Origin of the sequence: Methylobacter luteus IMV-B-3098 (genome assembly GCF_000427625.1) — a bacterium.
In the GTDB taxonomy this organism is placed as follows: domain Bacteria; phylum Pseudomonadota; class Gammaproteobacteria; order Methylococcales; family Methylomonadaceae; genus Methylobacter; species Methylobacter luteus.
In genome coordinates this window covers 44088-64806 of record NZ_ATYJ01000014.1, presented here as the reverse complement: position 1 = coordinate 64806, position 20719 = coordinate 44088, and the positions used below count along the sequence as shown (strand labels likewise).

The 20719-nt window shown below is 48.7% G+C and carries 11 protein-coding genes and 1 pseudogene; 11 read left to right on the top strand and 1 reads right to left on the bottom strand.

The genetic code is table 11. The features are described from left to right. The first annotated feature begins 120 nt into the window (after window positions 1-120). The 4 genes from METLU_RS0100300 (at window position 121) to METLU_RS0100285 (ending at window position 6950) form a co-directional block, all read left to right on the top strand. Entirely contained in the window at window positions 121-3873 is a 3753-nt protein-coding gene (locus METLU_RS0100300) for a two-partner secretion domain-containing protein (protein ID WP_027156500.1), read from the top strand. A 63-nt stretch (window positions 3874-3936) separates the two neighbouring features. Continuing rightward, the gene (locus tag METLU_RS0100295; protein ID WP_027156499.1) at window positions 3937-5340 is read left to right on the top strand and encodes a CHASE2 domain-containing protein; all 1404 of its coding nucleotides are present in this window, start codon (window positions 3937-3939) and stop codon (window positions 5338-5340) included. A gap of 106 nt (window positions 5341-5446) precedes the next feature. Beyond that, window positions 5447-6340 carry a hypothetical protein gene (locus METLU_RS0100290; protein WP_027156498.1) on the top strand — a complete coding sequence of 298 codons (894 nt, stop codon included), beginning with the start codon at window positions 5447-5449 and terminating at the stop codon, window positions 6338-6340. A 397-nt stretch (window positions 6341-6737) separates the two neighbouring features. Continuing rightward, window positions 6738-6950, top strand: a complete 213-nt coding sequence (locus METLU_RS0100285) for a hypothetical protein (RefSeq protein ID WP_027156497.1) — start codon at window positions 6738-6740, stop codon at window positions 6948-6950. Here the strand turns inward: METLU_RS0100285 and METLU_RS0100280 are convergent. Beyond that, window positions 6936-7616 (bottom strand): IS6 family transposase, encoded by a 681-nt coding sequence (locus tag METLU_RS0100280; protein WP_051299692.1) that lies wholly within the window; start codon window positions 7614-7616, stop codon window positions 6936-6938. The genes METLU_RS0100285 and METLU_RS0100280 overlap by 15 nt on opposite strands. Window positions 7617-7688: 72 nt before the next feature. On the opposite strand from METLU_RS0100280, the pseudogene METLU_RS28555 reads away from it, so the two are divergent. The 7 genes and pseudogenes from METLU_RS28555 to METLU_RS0100245 form a co-directional block, all read left to right on the top strand. Then, window positions 7689-7850, top strand: a pseudogene (locus METLU_RS28555) (IS6 family transposase); the annotation flags it as partial. 518 nt (window positions 7851-8368) lie between these two features. Beyond that, window positions 8369-9592: a neprosin family prolyl endopeptidase gene (locus METLU_RS0100270; protein WP_027156495.1), complete on the top strand. Its 1224-nt coding sequence runs from the start codon at window positions 8369-8371 to the stop codon at window positions 9590-9592. A 103-nt stretch (window positions 9593-9695) separates the two neighbouring features. After that, window positions 9696-12578, top strand: a complete 2883-nt coding sequence (locus METLU_RS0100265) for a hypothetical protein (RefSeq protein WP_027156494.1) — start codon at window positions 9696-9698, stop codon at window positions 12576-12578. A 19-nt stretch (window positions 12579-12597) separates the two neighbouring features. Further along, the gene (locus tag METLU_RS0100260) at window positions 12598-16953 is read left to right on the top strand and encodes a hypothetical protein (protein ID WP_027156493.1); all 4356 of its coding nucleotides are present in this window, start codon (window positions 12598-12600) and stop codon (window positions 16951-16953) included. A gap of 64 nt (window positions 16954-17017) precedes the next feature. Next, a complete protein-coding gene (locus METLU_RS0100255) occupies window positions 17018-17206 on the top strand; it encodes a hypothetical protein (protein WP_027156492.1) in 189 nt (62 codons plus the stop codon). Continuing rightward, window positions 17207-18697 carry a hypothetical protein gene (locus METLU_RS0100250; RefSeq protein WP_027156491.1) on the top strand — a complete coding sequence of 497 codons (1491 nt, stop codon included), beginning with the start codon at window positions 17207-17209 and terminating at the stop codon, window positions 18695-18697. A 308-nt stretch (window positions 18698-19005) separates the two neighbouring features. Further along, window positions 19006-20718: a hypothetical protein gene (locus METLU_RS0100245; RefSeq protein ID WP_027156490.1), complete on the top strand. Its 1713-nt coding sequence runs from the start codon at window positions 19006-19008 to the stop codon at window positions 20716-20718. Window position 20719 lies beyond the last annotated feature (1 nt).

The window sequence follows — 20719 nt, the reverse complement described above, 5'->3', positions numbered from 1 at the left end:
TCTGGAAAGAACTTTATCTGTTTGTTTTATCTCTTAGGAGGGAATGGCTAAAAAAGCAGGATTCAAGTATTGCTTTATCTTCTTGTTCCGCAGTATTGCGTTAAAAGGAGGAAATTAGATATGCTTGACAAGCTCAATTATAAGGTGCTGTGGCTAAGCTTTTTGTTGCCAGGCATTTTGTTTCCTTTACGCATCGCTTTTGCAGTAGGAGGCATTGCCACTGATGGCACTGTCGGTCCTGCACAAACCTTGAGTGGAGCCAGTGTTACCATTCCGCAGAATCTGGGTAAGACTGTCGGCAAAAACCTCTTTCACAGTTTTAATCAGTTCAACGTCAATAATGGGCAAACGGTGACCTTCACTGAAAATGTCCCTCACGCATTGGATAATGTCATCTCGCGCGTGACCGGCGGTTCGCCCTCTGCTATCGATGGCACATTGCGCTCGACGCCGGGAGGTCATGCCAACCTGTACCTGGTCAACCCCTCCGGCGTGATGTTTGGCCAAAATGCCAGGATCGATGTGCCGGGCGCTTTCCATGCCAGCACGGCAGACGAGGTACGGTTCCAGGATGGAGCCAAATTCAGCGCCAGCCAGCCTACAGGCAGTACCCTGACCGCCGCTGCACCGGCCTCGTTCGGGTTTCTCAGTACTTCCTCCGCCACTAACGGCTTGCTGAAAGTTGACGGCTCCCAATTGGCAGTCAAAACAGGGCAGAAGCTGGATATGATAGGTAGAAATATCAATGTTGACCATAGAGCGACACTATCAGCGCCATCAGGCGAAGTGCGGCTGGAGGCAACCGGTCAAGGAAGTGCGAATATACCGCTTAATCAATCTTTAGAAGCAGCGCATGGCACACTGGCTTTAACAGAAAGTACCATAGACGCCAGTGGGGAAGGGGGCGGCAAAATCATCATTCGTGGCAGTGATTTAAAAATGGATCAAGGTGCCAAAATATTAGCTGATACCAATGGCAAGAAAGATGGATCTAAAATTGATGTTCGCCTGACAGGCGATATGGATATGAAAAGCGGCGGCATAATTAGTGCCAGCACTTTCGGTAGTGGTTCCGCTGGCAATATCATTATTAATGCTAAAAATCTGTCCATTGATGGACAAACAACAAATCTTAATGGACAAAAAACTTATGTTCCGACACGCATCTCTAGTACCGCTGGTTCAGGTGAGACAGCTGATAAAAAAATCGGTAATGCCGGGAACATAACGGTAGACATAGCAGACCACCTATCGCTTATTGGTGGAGGCCAGATTAATGCCAGCTCCTTTAGTACTGGAGACGCTGGCCGTATCACGGTAAATGCCGGTCAGCTTTTGATTGACGGTCAAGACGCCCTCTTACTGAGGGATAACTTGGGAAGCTCAGTACAGACCGGTATTTTTGCTGCTGCCGCAAAAAACTGGAGCGGCAAGGGCGGTAATATTGCTGTGACTGTTGGGGATGATATGAATATGAAGAGCGGTGGCGTAATTAGTGTAAGCACGCACGGAAGCCGGGCTGCTGGCAATATTCGCGTTTCCGCAAGTGATCTCACAATAGATGGTCGCACAGCCAATGGGCAAACCGATACAGCCATCTCCACTATTGCAGGCGAAGGTAAAACAGTTAATGAAAGAACCGGTAATGCCGGGAACATAACGGTAGACATAGCGAACCGCTTATCAGTCATCCGAGGCGGGCGGATCATTTCCAGTACATTTGGCTCCGGTCATGCCGGCGAGATATCGGTGAGCGCCGGCCAGCTTCTGATTGATGGAGAAGGTGCATTAACTGACAGTTTTTTGGGAGGCTCATTGCAGACAGGGATTTTCACTGCCGCCGAAAGAGCCTCGAGTGGCAAGGGTGGCAATATTACTGTGGCTGTTCAAAACGATATCAGAATGCAAAGCGGCGGCAAAATTAGCGTCAGTACAAATGGACTCCAAGCTGCCGGCGATATCGTTGTGACTAGTCAAGGCGATATAAATATAAGAGACGGTAGTGAAATTCTTGCTAGCACACACGGAAACGGTGCTGCCGGCAATCTTCATGTAAAGGCCAAGAATCTGTCAGTTGATGGACAAACGATTCTGAATGGAAAAAAATCTTATCTCCCAACCCGCATCGCCAGTACCGCAGGTTCAGGTGATACGCTTGGAGAAAGAACCGGTAATTCAGGAAACATAACGGTAGACATAGCAGACCGCCTGTCACTTGTCGGAGGTGGACAGATTGGCGCCAGCTCCTTTAGTACGGGAGACGCTGGCAGTGTTACAGTAAATGCCGGTCAGCTTTTGATCGACGGTCAAGATGCTCTCTTATTCAGGGATAGTTCTGGGGTTCCGGTACAGACAGGTGTTTTCACAGCTGCCGGGAGAGCTTGGAGTGGTAAGGGCAACGATCTTACTGTGACTGTGCAGGGCGATATAAACATGAAAAATGGCGGAGTAATTGGCGCTAGTACTCATGGCCGTGGAGTGGCTGGCAATGTTCGTATTTCCGCTAGTGATCTCACAATAGATGGTCGCACAGCCAATGGGCAAACCGATACAGCCATCTCCACTATTGCAGGCGAAGGTAAAACAGTAAATGAAAGAACCGGTAATGCCGGGAACATAACGGTAGACATAGCGAACCGCTTATCAGTCATCCGAGGCGGGCGGATCATTTCCAGTACATTTGGCTCCGGTCATGCCGGCGAGATATCGGTGAGCGCCGGCCAGCTTCTGATTGATGGAGAAGGTGCATTAACCGACAGTTTTTTGGGAGGCTCACTGCAGACAGGTATTTTCACTGCCGCCGAAAGAGCCTGGAGTGGCAGAGGCAATGACCTTACTGTAGCTATCAAGGGCGATATGGACATGACAGGCAGTGGCCAGATTAGCGCCAGCACACGAGGAAGCCAAGCAGCTGGCAATATTTCTATAACAGCCAAAAATCTGAAGATGGATAACGATAGCGAGATCAATGTCTCGACTGGAGGCGCAGGAAAGGCTGGGGACGTGATGGTGGGAACTGGAACACTTTTCATGAACAACGGCAGCCGGATCACTGCGGAAGCATTGACAGATTCTAGGGGGGGAATTGGCAATGTAAGAATCACTGCCAACGATTCCATTGTTTTATCCAATCAAAGCAAAATCAGTATTGAGAACGCCGGCTCTGCAATCATTTCCCAGCAGAGCAGCGCAGGAAATTTATCTGCCTCTGATACTAGTTTATTTATCTCGGCCCCTAATATTTTCCTGAATAACAGCCAAATTACGACCAACTCGACAAAGAACATCAATGCTGGAGCTATTCAGGTGAATTTCAGCCGCCGGCTTTTTTTGGACCGAGAATCTTTTGTCAGCACTGAAGCTAATAATGGTAATGGTGGAAATATCGATATTTGGGGAGGCCAACTGATCCAGCTCATCAATTCAGGATTCAAAACCAGTGTGCATGGACTACAGAATGGAAACGGCGGAAACATCAATGTCAATGCGGAGAGCTTGGTCATGGAGACGGGCCTGATTCAAGCCAATACAGCAGCGCCTCATGCTTCTGGGGGAGATATTACCCTGAATCTCAATGGGCTTATTCCCAGCGGAGGTAGCTTGATTGAGGGAGGTGATGAGCCAATTGACTGGCAACCTGATGTATTTGGATTCAACGTGATTCAAGCGGCAGCTCCTAATGGTATTAGCGGCCATATTCAATCGACAGCGCCGCAATTGGACCTCAGTGGCGTATTGTCCAATTTGGGCGGCCCGCAATTCGATACTAGTGCCATTAGTCAGGATTATTGTTCTTTGGGTACAGGCAGTTCTCTGATTCGGCAGGGAAAGGGCGGATTACTGCCCCGCAGTCGGGATTCAGTGATGTATTAATAGAATCGCTTACATACTTAATAACGCGTCCTTCAGAAACTTTAGGAGCATGGAGGTGAGCATATGGTTGATTCAATACGCACTAGGTGGAAGACTCAAAAGCTATTTTATCGGCGTCTGATCTTCAATCTTATCATTGGTTTATTATGTGCCGTATTATTGCATTCGTTTGATGAATTGCCATTGCTACAACAAGCCGAGGATGATGCAATCGATTGGGTAATGGCTATGCAACTTGGAACTCACCCTGTGCAAGCTGTTGTGCCGTTTGCTTTACTAGATATTGATGAAGCAGTGTATCGGAATTGGGGAGAACCACTCCTTATACCCCGGGATAAGTTACTGGATATTATCAGATTTGCGGTGTCTGGAAACCCCGCACTGATCGTAGTAGATGTAGACTTGAGCAGACTAGGGCAATGTCATGACCATGACCTTGCTTTGGTCGACTTCTTGAAGGAATATCATGGTCAGGGTAAACCGCCTATTATTCTGCCGCAACTTTTCCGAGAACCGGTTGAGGGAGAATCCAAAAGAACTTTACGGGAGCCTTTTTTTGTAAGGGATCTCCCTAGTGGTTCGGACACCCGTGTATTCCTTGCATCTCCGCTTTTTGAGGTAGACGAAAACGACTTTCGTCTAAGGCGTTGGCGCCTGTGGGAAATTGCCAGTAATCAAGAAGTTATACCGTCAGTGGAATTGTTGACAGTAGCTTTACTTAGGAAACCTCACGACCCATCATCTGCTTTTCAAAATGTGAAGCAGAACATCAAGAGATTGGATCAAGCGGAAGCAGCACCTAAACCGCAACATCTCATCAACTCAACGAAGATCAAAATAGCCAATATGAAATTTGATAAAGGCGCTGAAGGTATAGGCCAGCGTATTTTATATAGCATTCCATGGACATTGCAACCAGGGGAAATCTATCCCGATAATTTCGTTAGACGATCCGTGCTGCCAATTACTAAAAAAGAAACTTCTGGCAACGAACAAAATCCAGCCGATCAGTATTCAGCGCAATGCACACCATCAAGCAAGGCAACAGCTATGGCTCATCTTGATTCGAGTTGGCTGAAAGACCAGGTGGTGGTGATAGGCGCAAGTTTTAAGGAGAGCCGCGACATCTATGCAACCCCCATTGGCCAAATGCCAGGCGCAATGGTAATCGTCAACGCAATCAATTCACTCTATGAGCATGGGCCAATCAAAAAGCCCGAGCTATATTGGATTATTCCCATTGAAATAGTTTTGATTGCCATAATGAGCGTCGCTTTCGCCTGGTTTGATTCATTTCTGGCCATGTTGATCTCCAGCATCACCGTCATCATGATAATGCTGCCACTCAGCTTCTATCTATTCAAGTACGGTGTCTGGCTGAATTTTGTAATCCCCCTTTTCATCGTGGACTTGTATGAGATATACACGTCCTTTGAGGAATACAGAGCGCGCGCAAGAGCATCATAATCACGATACTTGGACAAAAAAAAGTAAAAGCTTGTTATTTTTAGGTTAGTGATTAAGTGATTAGCTGTTATTCGTGTTGGCGTTTACCCAACCTAGGAGTTTCTCCATGTATTCTTTTTTAAAACGACTGATTTTCTTATTGATGATGGCGTCCTTCTCTGCCAATGCGTTGGCTGCATACTGGATTGATGACATGGATAAAGAGCCTGACAACTATCGGCTTACCAAGCGTAATGGAGACACTGATCCGGTAACTATTTATAAAACTTTAGAGGATGGGGACTGTATTGAAGTGACTGGCAGCAAGGCCAGTTTGTGGATTACTAGTGATTCTGGCCCGAGAGAAATGCTCAGCCGTGATGGAGTTTCAAATAAATGCATTAAAGAAAAATATGTCGAAAATGCTTCTGCCATAATTTCAAATCTAACCGAATGGGCAGGTCGCTGGCTAACCAGCCGGATTGAGTCTACTACGACACGCTCGGTCGTCTCTCTTTTCACAAGAGGTGATGAAGCGAGAGGCATTACTATCCCCCTTGCTAATCAGGGAGGATTGAGGATGGTATCGGGGCAACGGCCTGTGTATATCGGCTGGCAGGGCGGCAAGCAGCCTTTTAGCGTAAACATGGTATCAGAAGCCGATCGAAGAACTGTATTTGAACGCCGAAATATCATGGATAGGCGAGTAAAAATCGACTCTTTATTCTTAAAAGAAGGCACTTATCGTATAGAAATCAGTGATGCAATTGGAATGGTTTCTCAGAGCCTGCATGTAGTTTCACCCAGCCAATTGCCTTATCCTACGTTAAAGTTACACGGAAGCAAAAGCTCTCAGGATCGGCTAGCCTTGACCGAAGCTGTAAGATTAGCCTCCCAACGGGAGGGGTGGGCTTTCGAAGCTTATCAGACTGCTGCCGATCTGGCGCCAAGATATCGACCCGCACACATATTACAGGAAAGTCTCGAATATGGAGATATGCCCCTACCAATGCCTGAATGAACAGTCAGTGGTTCTGTTGTGGTAGCAAAGGAAGAAGCCCACTTACGGTAAATTAAGCGTCCCCAAAATAGCTTAAATTACCCGCATGATCAATTGACTTTAATGGGGGACCGTAAGGATTCCTTCGTGGTGCGACGTGAAGTCGTATAAGTAATTGTTTAGCTGGAGCAATCCTGACTAAACCTGCCGTTCCTCCGGCAGTAGCCTTGGAGTGCAGGCATTAACAGCAATGTGATGTCTGAAGCCACTCTGACAATGTAGCCCAATCGAAAGATGAAATCGAACCCGTGAGGGTAAAGCGGAACTGCGAGCATTACGCGGTAGGGCGCTAGGCTTAGAAGGTAAGGTGAACACATGTGAATCAACGATAAATCTCGTTAAATCCGAGGAGTCAAAAATGCTGACAGACTCTACGGTAATTGTCAAAATAACTGTCGCCTCAACAGTTAAATCAGGCCGCTTTTTTCAGCGCCTGCCGAATTATATTTTTGTCCTTCTGGTCAGGGTTCAAATAGACCTCAAGTACAGGCTCCCAATTTCGGGTTCTGTTGCGTTAATTTCAGTCAGCCACAACTTGGGCTATTCCAAACTGATTTTAGGCGGCCAATGAATAAAACTGTCCTGCAGCGGACAGATTTTGGTTATTGCCAGAAATCCTCTGGCTTTTCTTGATCAGGTGCATCAGCTCAATGCCTTGCAGGGTAATTTGGGCCGAACGAAAAGATTTGAAGCCGAGCATTGGTCGAATAATGCGTTTGATGGCCCGGTGATCCTGCTCAATCAAATTGTTCAGATACTTGTTCTGGCGGATCTCGATCTTGTAGCCGGTTTCTTCCTGAAGCGCCTCGATAGCGGCCGTGTTGGCGCCGCTCTTATCGATGGTGACCTTGTCCGGCAGGCCGTGCTGCCGTACCGCTTTCCTGAAAAAGCGCAGAGCGGCCTGCTTGTCTCGGTGGGCCGTCAGTAGGAAGTCGATGGTCTGGCCATCCCGATCGACAGCACGGTAGAGATAGCGCCACTGGCCCTTGATTTTGATATACGTCTCGTCCATGCGCCAGCTCTTACCGACTGGGCGCTTCTTGCTTTTGCGGAAAGCAGACTCGAGTTTCGGTGTGAACTTCTGAACCCAGCGGTAAATACGGGAATGGTCGACTTCGATGCCGCGCTCCGCCATCATCTCCTCCAGGTTCCGGTAGCTCAGCGGATAAGCCAGATACCAGCGGATACAGATCAGGATGATAGCTTTTTCGATGCGGTGGCCTTTGAAGTCGATCATGTGGTTCGCTGTGCAATTCATTGGGTGCTTAGCTTACCCGACAGCGGCCTATCAATCTAACGCAACAGAACCAAACGGATTGTTCGCTCAATGCATGGGTTCAAAACCTTTCGCTCAGCCAAGGTCACTTTGCAAGGAATTGAACTCATGCACATGATTAAGAAAGGACAGATGATCTCTGCCGACAGCCAAGATTTGTCCGCTGCAGGACAATTTTATTCATTGGCCGCCTAAACCGGCCATGGGTAGCACCCGAGCTGTGCCTGAAAGAAATTAACGCAACAGAACCCGATACTCGGCCTGTGGCTAGCAGTTACCGAGGCGGGATTTCCACCCGCTAGAATCCGCGACATTGCTCAGCCGCAACCGACAGAACCTATTTTTCTCCATTTGTGAGAGTAATTACGGTTGACAGTTATATTACGCATAGTAATTGGACGAATAGTAATTCATTAAAAAATATACAATAATTGTCGCAGAAACGGCAATCTAGCCTGGTTCAACCTGAATAACCATTGCAGCACAATTTGGACTACTGACAACGTTACACGTCATCGGTTGCGGTTGTGCACTATGTTATAGCGAAAGTTGGATTCCGGCATCTTCATTCCAGGCGGGCATAGCTAGATTTCCTGAGCTACAAGAAATTGCTTTTCTTTGCTTGTTCAAAGAAATGTAACTAAATGAGCCACAGGACCATACAGCAAATTCAAAAAACGTTCTAACAGTGGAGTAATGCAAAAGAGGATATTATGACTAACCAAAATCCGATTCCGGCTTTTCATGACTTCGTGCAATCGCTTTATTCCGCTAGATACGATGAATTCCGGGCAAGGGAGCAAGCCAAGGTCGAGAGTCCGGAAGCCTTCGAGGAGATGAGACAACACCTACTGAACCTCTACGAAGGCGTCGAGGCCCCCCATACTTTCCTGGAAAGTGAGGGGCAAATTGTCGACTGCATTCCTGCCGAGCAGCAACCATCGCTAAAAAACTCGGGCCACAAACTTTTAGCCCCTCCGTCCGAGCCGCCACCTGTTCCGGTTGAGACTTATTCAAAGCCCAAAGGTCCCACCTCACAATACAGAAAAGTGCCTCCACCTCAGTTACATCCCGATTACTTTGATTGCCTCGGAAACCAGATGTGGTGCCCTGAGGGAACGATTCCCATAATTCGCACTACCCTCGAACAACTCTCGTGTTTCAGCAATTTACACCAATTTCTCAGAAGCGGGGGTAATAGCGGAGTGAAATGCTGGGCTCAAGCTGCAGAACATATAAATAACCTAGGTGGTTCCAGCTATGTGAATGTCTGGAAACCGCAAGTCTTTGGCGTCCAGAACTCAGCCTCGCAACAGTGGTATCAGTCGCCTCAAGCCCCTTTCGTCACTTATCAATCCGTAGAATGTGGTTGGCGTGTCGGAACACCTTCGCCGCCTTTTGACAACAATCCACGTTTATTTGTTTACTTTACTGCTAACAATCATGCCTGTTATAACCTTCTTTGTCCTGGAAGTTTTGAACAGCACCCTGATAGCCATGTGCTTTTAGGTGGAGCATTGAAGGTTTCCCAGCCAGGGGGCGATCAGTACTCTTATTTGATGGGTTTTTTTCTCACTGGAAATGCTTGGTGGTTTAATTACGAAGGCAAGTGGGTTGGCTATTATCGAACTTCATTATTTCAGGGCGGTCCGCTGGCATCTAATGCAGGTAGCATCGGTTTCGGTGGAGAGACTAGTGGGATCGGAGCTTTCCCACCCATGGGATCAGGCAAGTTCCCGTCAGCTGGGGAGGGAAATGCTGCATATCAGCGCAACGTTACCGTTACTCCAGTAGGTGGAGCGGCTCGGCCGGCGAATCTTACGCCCGGGCAGCAATTTCCGAGTTGCTACAATATTGATGTTAAAAATAATTCGTCCACGGCATGGGGTACCTACATTTATTTCGGAGGACCAGGTGGAATTAACTGTAGGCCTTGAATAGCAAATCGATATGCGACTTGCCTCAACATGATCGGTAGTTAAGTGAGGCGAGCCGCAAACAGTCTGGCAGTAGTTTTTGTTATCTCTAGAGGAAAACAATATGTCATCATACGTTGTCAATCTTCTGCGAGCCAAGGACCTGCTACATGTTCAATTTGAGTTTGTCAATCTGACCCTCGACGAGTCAGATGTGGCCAATCCGTTCCTCAAGCGTACTACCGGGGCACCGGCATTCATTGTTGTCCGTTTCCCTCCACAGCATATCGTAGAACCGGCATTTAATCGTGGAAACACAAGATTGCCCCCTCCACCTTATGCATCCTTCATTTCCTGCCCTAGTCGAATTGCTTTCAAAGTTCCGGAAATGATAGGCTCTATTCCATTTACTGTGGACAGTATTCTGGGCCTGATAAGAAATGTGCCGCCAGTGACTTCCGAGCAAGCACCAAATCCGACCCCTGCAACTTTCATAGAATTTCCTGACCGACTGTTGCTGGTTCCGGAGCCGAATGCACGGCTATTTCATAGCTTGATACCGCAGCCAGGCATGCATTCCACGAGCGGTATAGAGTGGACCGAGATCTGGCATGCACGCCTCGGAATAGACGACCCTCCGCACGGGACGGGGCGTATTCACTTCAGAGCGGTGGACAATGAGAAAGACAGGACGGATAGATTCTCCCCAGATGAATCAACAATCCGTCAGGAAATCCGAAAGCAGATTGTAACGCAATCGACTCCTCACCGTATTGCGTCCTCCCAATTCATTCTTACCGCACTCGGAAGCTCGGCGCAGCTCAAGAGCGACTGGCCCGCTTCAGATCTTCCTACATGGGAACACGAAGCCGTAGTGGGGCGAGACCGATTTGTACGGGTGGTAGAACAAGGCTTTCTCTTTCCTTTTCGCCACAGAGCATCTGTGCTAACAATTACGAGACGCGATATCAATGGCGGATATGCTCGTCTTGAGAAAGAGAGCTTCCTAACGCCCGAGGAAGCGGAGATAAGTTACGACGAACCTCAAATTCAAAGTTTTTATAATAACCAGGGCCGCGAGATGCCGCTGAAGCGGATACGAATCGTGCCACAACCGCCAATTCATCTTCCTAACGAAGGAGCTCCCATCCAACTCAAAGCCACAGCGGAGGACAGCAGCGGGAATATTATCAATTGCGATCTCTTCATGTTGTTTCTCAAGCAGAGCTATGTTGTAGATTCCAACAAGCTCAACAGCGCTTATAATACCTATAAGAATTACAACACGGTGGCATTATTAACCCCTCAGCGTATTGCGTTGGCCGATGACCGTAGCGCTCGTGGCGATACGACTCTCACCGTGACACAGCTTAAATTTGACATCAAAATATTATCTGCCAATGACCCGGTTCAGCCCCCGTTTCTGCCATTCATGCAGAGCGCGAAGGTTAGTATTCCCGCCATCGAGCAATTATTGGGCAGCGTGGGAGGTAGTGCAAGTGGGAGTGTTCCGGCTGCACAGGCATCTTTAGCCTCTGGGCCTCCAGAGAGGATATTAACTCTCTGTGATCCCTACCTGAAATTTGGATTTTCAGATGACACCAGGAAACAGGTATTCGCAAAATTCGATAGCCATATGCCGGAGTTACGGATTCCCGCTGAGCGCGCTGGCGGTCTCACAGCGCCGAAGTTCGACTCCATGGATGGTCTGGATCGGATACGGGGTCTTGTTTCTGGTGTCGATAATTTGTTGCAGGGTAATTCGATTGACGTTGACCGATTAATTGGCGACGCTAAGCTCCTCGGCGCAATTCCCCTAAAAAAAATTATCGACAGTTCTCTCGATAATGTCCCAGTCACTGAGTCCCAAAAACTATTCGACCGAATAGAAAAACCAGATGTAGTCGCTACGAGACCCATCTTGACGATGGTGCAAACAGGCGCAGATGTCGAAGCGCGATTTTTGTGGAAGCCAAACATCAAATCCATGGACCTTCCGCCCCCCCTAGTCAGAATTAGTGGACCTATGACGCTGATCATCAAAGGGCGGGTCAGAAAGAGCCTTGGTAGAGCCGCCGGCGCAGCCTTCAGTGTTGACGGCGCCACCTTCGAAGTTGACGGCAAACTTGACAATTTCGGACTCGATTTTAAAGCATTTAATAAAGATTTACTGACTGTGAACTTCAATCAAGTTGCGTTCAAATCCGGCAGTGGCAAGAAAATGGAATTCAAGGTCAATATTCAAGGCGTCGAATTCAAAAGTGGCCTCGCCTTTATTGAGAAAATAAGCAAACTGCTTCCGACCAATAGCCTTGGCGATGCTCCCGCCATTCAGCCTCGACCGGATGGGGTTGTGGTTCATTTCGGTGCTGCTATTCCATCGTTTGCCATTGGAGTCCTAAGCATCGAGAATATCGCACTTTCATCATCAATCTCCTTACCTTTTGTCGAAAAGCCAGCTGCAGTGCGGTTCTCGTTATCGGAGCGCAGCAAACCGTTTCTGGTGAGCGTGTCGATGTTCGGAGGCACCGGATATTTCGCTCTAGAGGTACGAACAGACACGACAATTCAGGTTGAAGCGGCAATCGAGTTCGGGGGAATCGTATCCATCAACCTCTTGGACATCGTGCGTGGAGCCGTTTATGTATTCGCCGGCGTTTTTGTCTCAGTGGATCCCAGCAGAAACACTGTGGTTTCCGGGCATCTACGATTTGGCGGTTATGTTGATGTGGCAGGACTAATCACTGTTTCGATCGAATTCTACATCGGGCTGCAGTACGACGGTCAAATATTGATTGGTAAAGGCTTTTTCATGATCAGCGTGAAGATCATTTTCTTCAGCATAAGTCAATCCTTTGAAGTATCCAAAAGGATCAAAGGTTTCGGAGATCCTCCTACAGATTCGCTGATCGGCTTTGACTTGGCAGCCGTAGAAACCAGGCCGCCAAGTTTCACAGACACGATGAATGAACTGCAATGGGGGCTGTACTGCAGAGCATTTTCCTGAATTTTTGATAGGAGGATTCATGGTAAATCAACAGATTATCTGGACTGTTCTGCCGAATGGAATCCACCGTGAAGATTCTAGACACGTACTCAAGCTGTCTGTCTTTATTTCGCCGCGACTGCGATTTGATAGAACTCAGCAGACAGGGGATTTGGATGAGTTTTATGATTTTCTCGATTGGCCAGGGCGATTACAGGCTCCATCATTTGCTATTAAACTTATCGTAGAGGACGATGTCGCAAACCCTGTGGAGACCAAGATCGTCACTGATCCGGAACCGAAGTCAGAATTTTGGCAGGCATTATTCAATAAAAGAATCTTTGTACGCTCGCATGAGTTCCAGGTCCGGCATGAAGCCTACAGCTCGTACGCCGCAAATCAAATAGTAGAGAGCCTTTACAAAGGGTACGGCGACGTAGGTAAAGCGTCACCCTATCTTCTGGTAGGTAGCGAAACATTGAAACGCGCTTTTCAACCCATCTATGAGTCAATTGTTCCAAATACCGGGACACTTAACTTTGACCGCTTAGATAATAATCTGGAAAATTTGTCCCAGGATGAGCTTGCCTCGATGCACCGGATACTCAGTGACAATCTTCTGCGCCGCGATTCCACTATATCATTTGAGGAAAAACTTTTTCATGCAATTAAAGTTGCCAGCGCACTTGCTCGCAGTGGTGCACAGGAAGCTGTACCGATCATTCCCAGAACCGAGAACCCGGCTTCAGCCTTCGCCCAGCTCGCTGCGTTTCATGCCCGAGTTTCATCGCGGCGCAATTCAAATGGACCACAACTCTCCGACGCGAGCGATGATTCGAAAAAGATTGACTTTCATCAGATACTATCAGCTTTGGGCGAGTATCCGCATCTGTTGAGGAAATTAGGATTGGTCATTGACATCGAAGTCGACGCTGATAAGATCCCCATATCAATATATGGTGACGTCAAAACACTTAGAGTCGCTCCTATTGGCAACGATGCCTATACTCCGAATACGAAATATCTTCTTGATCTCCGATCCTCCGGCAGTGCATTACCGTTTCCCATGTTCGCCGCCGCTCCCCGACATGCAGACGACGATGCTCAGCCGGCCTCAGCAGCGCATGATCTGGAGATCATCGGTGGTTTGCTGAATTTAGGTTCGCCGCATCAGTATGATCTGATACAAATCGATACAGATGGAGCAGCCATTAAGCTCATGAATACAATTGAGGCAATCGTCTCAGAGGAGTATCGCTCAGACCATCCCATTGACAAAACTGATGAGACAGGTGCGCCATCAATCCGCACGAGTGGCATAGCGTTAGTGCGTAGCGATAATGTACCCACATTGATCGCGGGTATGCGTAGGGCTGAGGATCATGAAAATGCCTTGCAAAGAAACAACGAATTTACAAATCTGTTTGCGGAAGACCTCGTGCGTGGCTATCGCATCGACATCCGCCGTTTCCCCGCTAATTTTCAATTTGACAGTTTCGGTCAGGGATCAGAAATACCGTGGCTGTCATTACACAAACGTATCGGGACCTATGACTACAAACATCCCTGCACAGGACAATTCACACGGATCAACTGTACTGATGAAGGATTTATTCAACCGACATTAGTCCAAAGCCACGCCCCCAACTTGCTATCGGCAGACGAGCCGAACCCGGTTTATGCGCCGGAATCATTGTTTCACTGGAAAGGATGGAGCCTATCGGCATCACCACCAGCCAATCCGATTGATATGTTGCCACAAGCTGAACCAGCATATTCTCATGGCTTGGTTGGGCTTCCGCAATTGGAGATCGATTTCAAACCGCCAGATTACAGTCTTCCGCAACTGCGATTCGGCAGTTATTATCAAGTACGGGCGCGCACAGTGGATCTGGCCGGAAATGGCCCTACTATTGAAGAAGCCGATGCCGTTGTTGAAGCGCTAAAAGCCCAAGGCAGCCGAACGCCTATTCTGCTCGGAGAACCGAAAGATTTCCGCTACCGCCGGTTCGAACCCATCAGTGCGCCGGAGTTGGTCCCGAGAGAAGTGTTCACCGAGGGCGAATCGATTGATGTGATGGTGATCCGCAGTAATGGATCGACTGCGGCAGCTTACGCAGCCAGTCTTGGTGATCCAAAGTACAAAGGTGTGAACGAACGCCACGTCGCTCCGCCAAAGCAAGCGTTGATGATGATCGAGAACCACGGACTTTTGGACGGAGCATTCGGCCGGAACGGAAATCCAGGCCGTTACTACAATATCTGCCGAAGAGAGAATGGCAGCTTCGAGAGTAATTTCGTAACCAACCTCGATACGGGCAAGCGCGAGTATTTCCCCAATATTGATTTAGGAACTGGCGAAACGGTTACGAGCGGCATTCGCTTCGTGAAACTGCAAGGCCCCGACAGCGGCTATAATGTCCACTACGAGGAACAGCTTCGGATCCCCTATCTGCCGGACCCGTTAGCATACGGTGCCGCTCTTTTTGGGCTGCCAGGCTCCAACGTAACTGGCACAACTGGAGAGCTCAACGACGATGGTGAGCTGAAGTGGTTGGATGTCCAACCCCTCAATGCGCAGGTAGAGACCGACTTGGGTTTTCTGACCAAGATCCATTTCGGGCCAATCGACAAATGGCCGGAACGCTTGCCGTTCCGGTTACGACTTGACGAGATCGCAGGCGATGTAGTGCCGGACCTGCCTAAATGGAACAACGCAGAGCGGGTATTGACGGTGCGCCTCGCCCCTAGTCAGATGTGCACGATTTGGATCGGCTCTTACCCACTACGACAAGATGCCGAACAGCACGGGCTTCATGATTGGTGGCGCAAGCAGGTTTCTGAATCGATCGATGAAAAGCACTTTCTCAATATGGCCGAACATGGAGCACTTGCCATGCTTACTCCACCCCGAAAGGTAACATTGGTGCATGCGGTACAGAAGCCGGTCAAGCCGCCCATTGAAGCGGGGGATATGCGTTTGGATAGCCGCAGGTTTCCACATGGTACGGTAGCCTATATCTCCGGCGCCTTCAATATTCATGCTCGTAGCACAGCAAAGGTCGACCTCTTCGCAGAGTGGGAGGAGCAGGAGACATCTAGCGAGAAGACATCAATGATCAATACCCATGTCTTCGAAGTGCAAATCCCGACCACGGTACTGAATTGCTCTGCTGGATCCGTGCCGGAACCTACCACGATTCCTGTATCGCCACCTTCAAACGTTATGCCGATCGCGAAGTATGATGGAGCAAAGCGCATTGAGTTTCTCGCACCAGACATGGCGGCTACTTCAAAGCGCTATTCAGCGAGGCATGAGTTCGGCGACACCAAGTATCGCCTCGTAACTTATCGACTGGTTGCTACAACCCGCTTCCGCGAGTATTTTCCAGCCAGCATCACTAATGATCCCAACAATCTCATTCAGACCTCTAAGCCAAAAACCATTGCCATTCTCAGTTCGGACAAACCCGCCGCTCCTGAAATTATATATATTATCCCGTCATTTGGCTGGACGATCGATGAGGAATCAAACGTGATCCAGAGTGCACGGTATGGAGGAGGCTTAAGAGTTTATCTCGGCGCGACTTGGTATTCGTCCGGGAAAGATGAAAAACTGGCTGTCATTGATTCACAAGCACCAGGCTTTAGCAGGTGGGGCCGTGATCCAATCTTAGCAACACCTTCCTCGGCAATTAACGCGATCAAACCTAATGGCAGTCCTGCCAGGGCTCCTGGTTCAGAGTATGATGGCAAGATATATCCTTTCGACGTCCATTTTGATGAGGAGCGAGGACTCTGGTATAGCGATATCATATTCAATGTTGGCTCCGAATATTTCCCTTTTAAGGAGCTGGCGCTGGCCCGCTATCAGAAAAATTCGCTCAATGGCATGCACGTCTCACCTGTGGTGCATGCCGGCATGCATCAGTTGGCCCCCGATCGTATGGCAACTCTTTCCTTCAGCCCAAGCCCCAGTCATCCAGATAAGCGCAAGCTCACCATAACTGTCAGCGCGCTCGCAATCCGTGCCGCTTCGACTGACGCCGAAACTCTCGCACCGGCACCGGTCCAGCCCACTGTCGAGGTAATCCTTGAGGAACGCGATATGGCGCACCAACATTGGGACGATAACTTAGGCTGGACCCTGCCGAATGCGGCGCAACAACAACAGCCCATTCCCGATGGGCCTCTAACTCAAGGGCGACTTTGGACTGGATATGTGTTGTTGCCAGCCTCTCCAGGATCGAAACAATACCGCATCGTCATTCAGGAATTCGAGCACTTTCCGGAGAATGACTGTCCGGACGGCCAAGCATGGCTCATGGGAGCCAGTGGGGAAGCCCACAGAGCCTCCAGTAGGCTCGTCTATGCCGATACCATAAGAGTGGACTGATAACAGGTGGTGTCTGACATGAGGGTATAACCGAAATCTGCTCGAGAGGAATAAGGAGGACGCTATGATTCTGCATGATAAAATCAGCATTTATTTGGCTGTGCCAGTACTGATGTTTTTTCTGGGCTCTGCACTGGCTGCCGCGCCGCAGTGCACGCCCGAGTCAGGGGTAGCCATAACGCGGCTGGGTCAAAACTCGCGCCTGTTTGTTTCGAGCAATTTCCACAACCAGAACCAGATGCCCGGCGTTTAGGTGCGCGATCTCGCCTATGTGAGCACAATCAGAGACAAGGACCGCACCGTGGAGGCCTTATCCGTACTATTGAGCAATCAGAATGGCTGCTTCAGATCACCGCCAGCTCCCGCTGTAGGCCAGCCTCCTACACTGGTAGGCGAGAATCCCAGCCTTATCGCTGCCGGAAAGTTCGATGGCGACAAAAATGAGGATATTGTGATCGGCAATGGCCTTGATCAATTTAACCGTAGTGCAAGGCTCAGAATTTTTCGCGGCAAGGGGCAAGGGCATTTCACGCCCATGTCTCCCTTTTTTCCACTCCAAGCAAATGAAGTACCTGTGGCAATGGCAATAGGTCACTTCCGGAGCTCCAGCATGCCTAATAAGCCTATCGATCTTGCTATCGTTAGCTCAAAAGGAATACTCAACATTCTATTCAACAAAGGCAATGGGGAGTTTGAACCATCACAGCCCATCTCTCTCGGCAATTTTGGGCCAGAGGCCATAGTAGCCTCGGATAGATTCAGGGATGGCGGCAATACTGATTTGGTGATCAGAGGGAGATCAGCGATCATGTTCTTGAAGAACTCCGGCAGCGGCACTTTTCCGAATAGGCAGGTTATTGCTGGTGCCGGCAATGTGCCAACGCTTTTGCTCGGCGTGCTCGATCCCAATGATGCAATGGGCAATAAAGCAGGCGATAAGCTTGACATCATTACCTTTGATCGAGATATGACCTTGAAAGTGTTCGTCAATGATGGCTCAGGTGCTTTCAATCCTCCGCAATCCCTACTATGGAAGGGAGGAGAAAATATCAAGAAAGAGAATTTCAGTTTTGTTGACGCCGACATTGGTCATCAGGACAACACTGATAGCAAGGGCAGTCAGTTTGCCCGGTTCTTTGTTGCTAATTCCGGCGATTGTACTGAGACGCATAGCTCGACATCGCCTTCCTCATGTGAACCGTTTCGGCTCAAGGCAGTCACCATAAGGGGCATACTGACTCTGGAGAGCAATAACGATGGTATTTCCGTGCGCCCGACACTTAAGCCATTCGCATTCGCCTTGCCGTCGCTCCCATTAGTGGTGAAAAAAGCTGATCTAATACGCTCCGATGGTCGGCATCACTCGCTGAGACTAAGGGCACATGCTGGTGTGGCGGACCAGTTTATGGCTTCTGGTGGCGTACTACTACCGCCCGCATTGGCCTTGATCACGAACTTCGTTGAGAAAACGATCATAGATAGGAATTGCAGGGGGATACAGCCCGTAGCGGGACCAATAGAAGGGCTGCTTCGACCTGTTGCAGCCCACTCTCTAACTCGTTATCCAACTCTTCATGCATGTATGGAAGAGTGTAGCTGTGGCTTTGGAGAAAAACCTTTTTGTGAAGGACATTCGAGTGAGGGTTGGTATTGTGATTGCATAGAACAACCTCTCCCTCCACCTGCATGTGAGATAACAAAGGAATTGTCAACGCCCGTCATGCTGGTTTTTGACATCAGGTGAGGGGTATGGAGGCCTCTGCCGAAAAGAATTTGCGCTACATGGCCAGAATCCGTGTCAGTGGTAACCGTCAAGCTTTTGCCCGTGCACCACCTCTGTGCACCGCTGAGCGCCAGAATTTATGTAGTTTTATCTTTGAGCTGTCCGGAAGGCGGCAAGAGACGGCTTAACGCCTTTGTTGACATGCAGGTTTACCAGAATGGGGCAGGGCATGGTGCTGGTGAAGTATGTTTGAACAGGTGAATTTGTACCGTTCCACATTCAGGTGCGCCGTCCCTCACAGCTTTTTCAAAAGACATAAGGAGGAAGCTATGGTTTTGCATCATAAAATCAGCACTTTCTTGGCTGCGCCAATGCTGGTGTTTTTTCTGGGCTCTGCACTGGCCGCCGCACCAGAGTGCACGGCCGAGCCAGGGGTAGCCATAACGCGGTTGGGTAAGAATCCGCGCCTGTTTGTTTCAGGCAATTTCCATAATAAGTTGTCAACCGCCCCGGTGCGCGATCTTGCTTATGTGAGCACGATCAGAGACAAGGGGCGCGATGAGGAGGCCTTATCCGTGCTATTGAGCAATCAGGATGGCTGTTTTAGATCACCGGCAGTTCCCCCTGAAGGACAGCCTCCTACACCAGTAGGCAAGAATCCCAGCCTTATCGCTACCGGAAAGTTCGATGGCGATGATAATGAGGATATTGTGATCATCAGTGGCCTTGATCAATTCAACCGTAGCGCGAGGCTCAGAGTTTTCCGCGGCGATGGACAAGGGCATTTCATGCCTGTGCGCGATCCCATTTTTCCGCTAGCAGCCGATGAAGTACCCGTGGCAATGGCAATAGGCCATTTTCGAAGTTCCAACACTCTCGATATTGCCATCGCTACAGCCAATGGGATACTCAACATTCTGCACAACAATGGTAATGGCGTGTTTGAACCATCGCCTCCCATCTCCCTCGATAACTTCCAACCAGAAGCCATGATAGCCTCTGATAGATTCAGGGATGGCGGCAAAACTGATTTGGTGATCAAAGGAGGATCATCAATCATATTCTTGCAGAACTCCGGTGATGGCAATTTCAGAAATATTCAGAAAGTTGTTGGTGCAGGCGGTGCACCAACGCTTTTGCTCGGCGTACTCGATCCCAATGATGCAAAGGGTGATAAACCAGGTGATAAGCTTGACATCATTACATATGATGAAGACATGAGCTTGAAAGTATTCGCCAATGACGGATTTGGCGTTTTCCAAACTCCACCAATATCAATACAGACGACTTTCAATTTCAATTTTGCTAAAGGTAATACAGGCAATCCGTTTATTCAATTCTTTGTCACTAAATTAGGAAATTGTCAGCACGGCACGGCATCACCTTCCTTATGCGAACCGCTTCAGTTCAAGGCGATCGTCACCCAAGCTACCTCTACCGGCAATAGTCAGAATAGGGATGGTATTTTAACCTTGACGGTACAGAGAAATAATGCCGGTTTTTCTATAATTCCAGATTTTCGCTTAATTAAGCCTTTAAGGCTTCTACAGACGAAAAAAGCCGAAACGTTTGTTTCTCGTCACAGTGTGAATCCATCAAATACGACGGGATTAAGCCTAAGATTGTCGGCTGGCATAGTAGACCAATTTATGTCCCTTGATCACGGTGAATTACCTGCATTGGCCTTAATCGCGGATCCTGTTGAGATACAGGAAACATCCAAGGAAGAAAATGGAACCTGTGGAGGGATACAGCCTGAAAGGACAGAATGGAAAGGCTCATCAAGGGCGCCACCTCATGGATTCTCACGTTCCGAGTGGATTCAATGTATAAATAACTGTACCGAGATGGGACATAGATGTCCCACAGGACAATCGATTGATTGCAAAATAGATTTTATTCCCAATGAGGATCTGCCTGGTACGCATGATAAAGAATTTCTGGCATGTGATTGTACGTACATTCCAGTACCAAACGCTTGCCGAATAACGAAGGGACTTCAGATGCCCACGCCCGTCCTAATCGTCATTCCCAGCTCTTGAA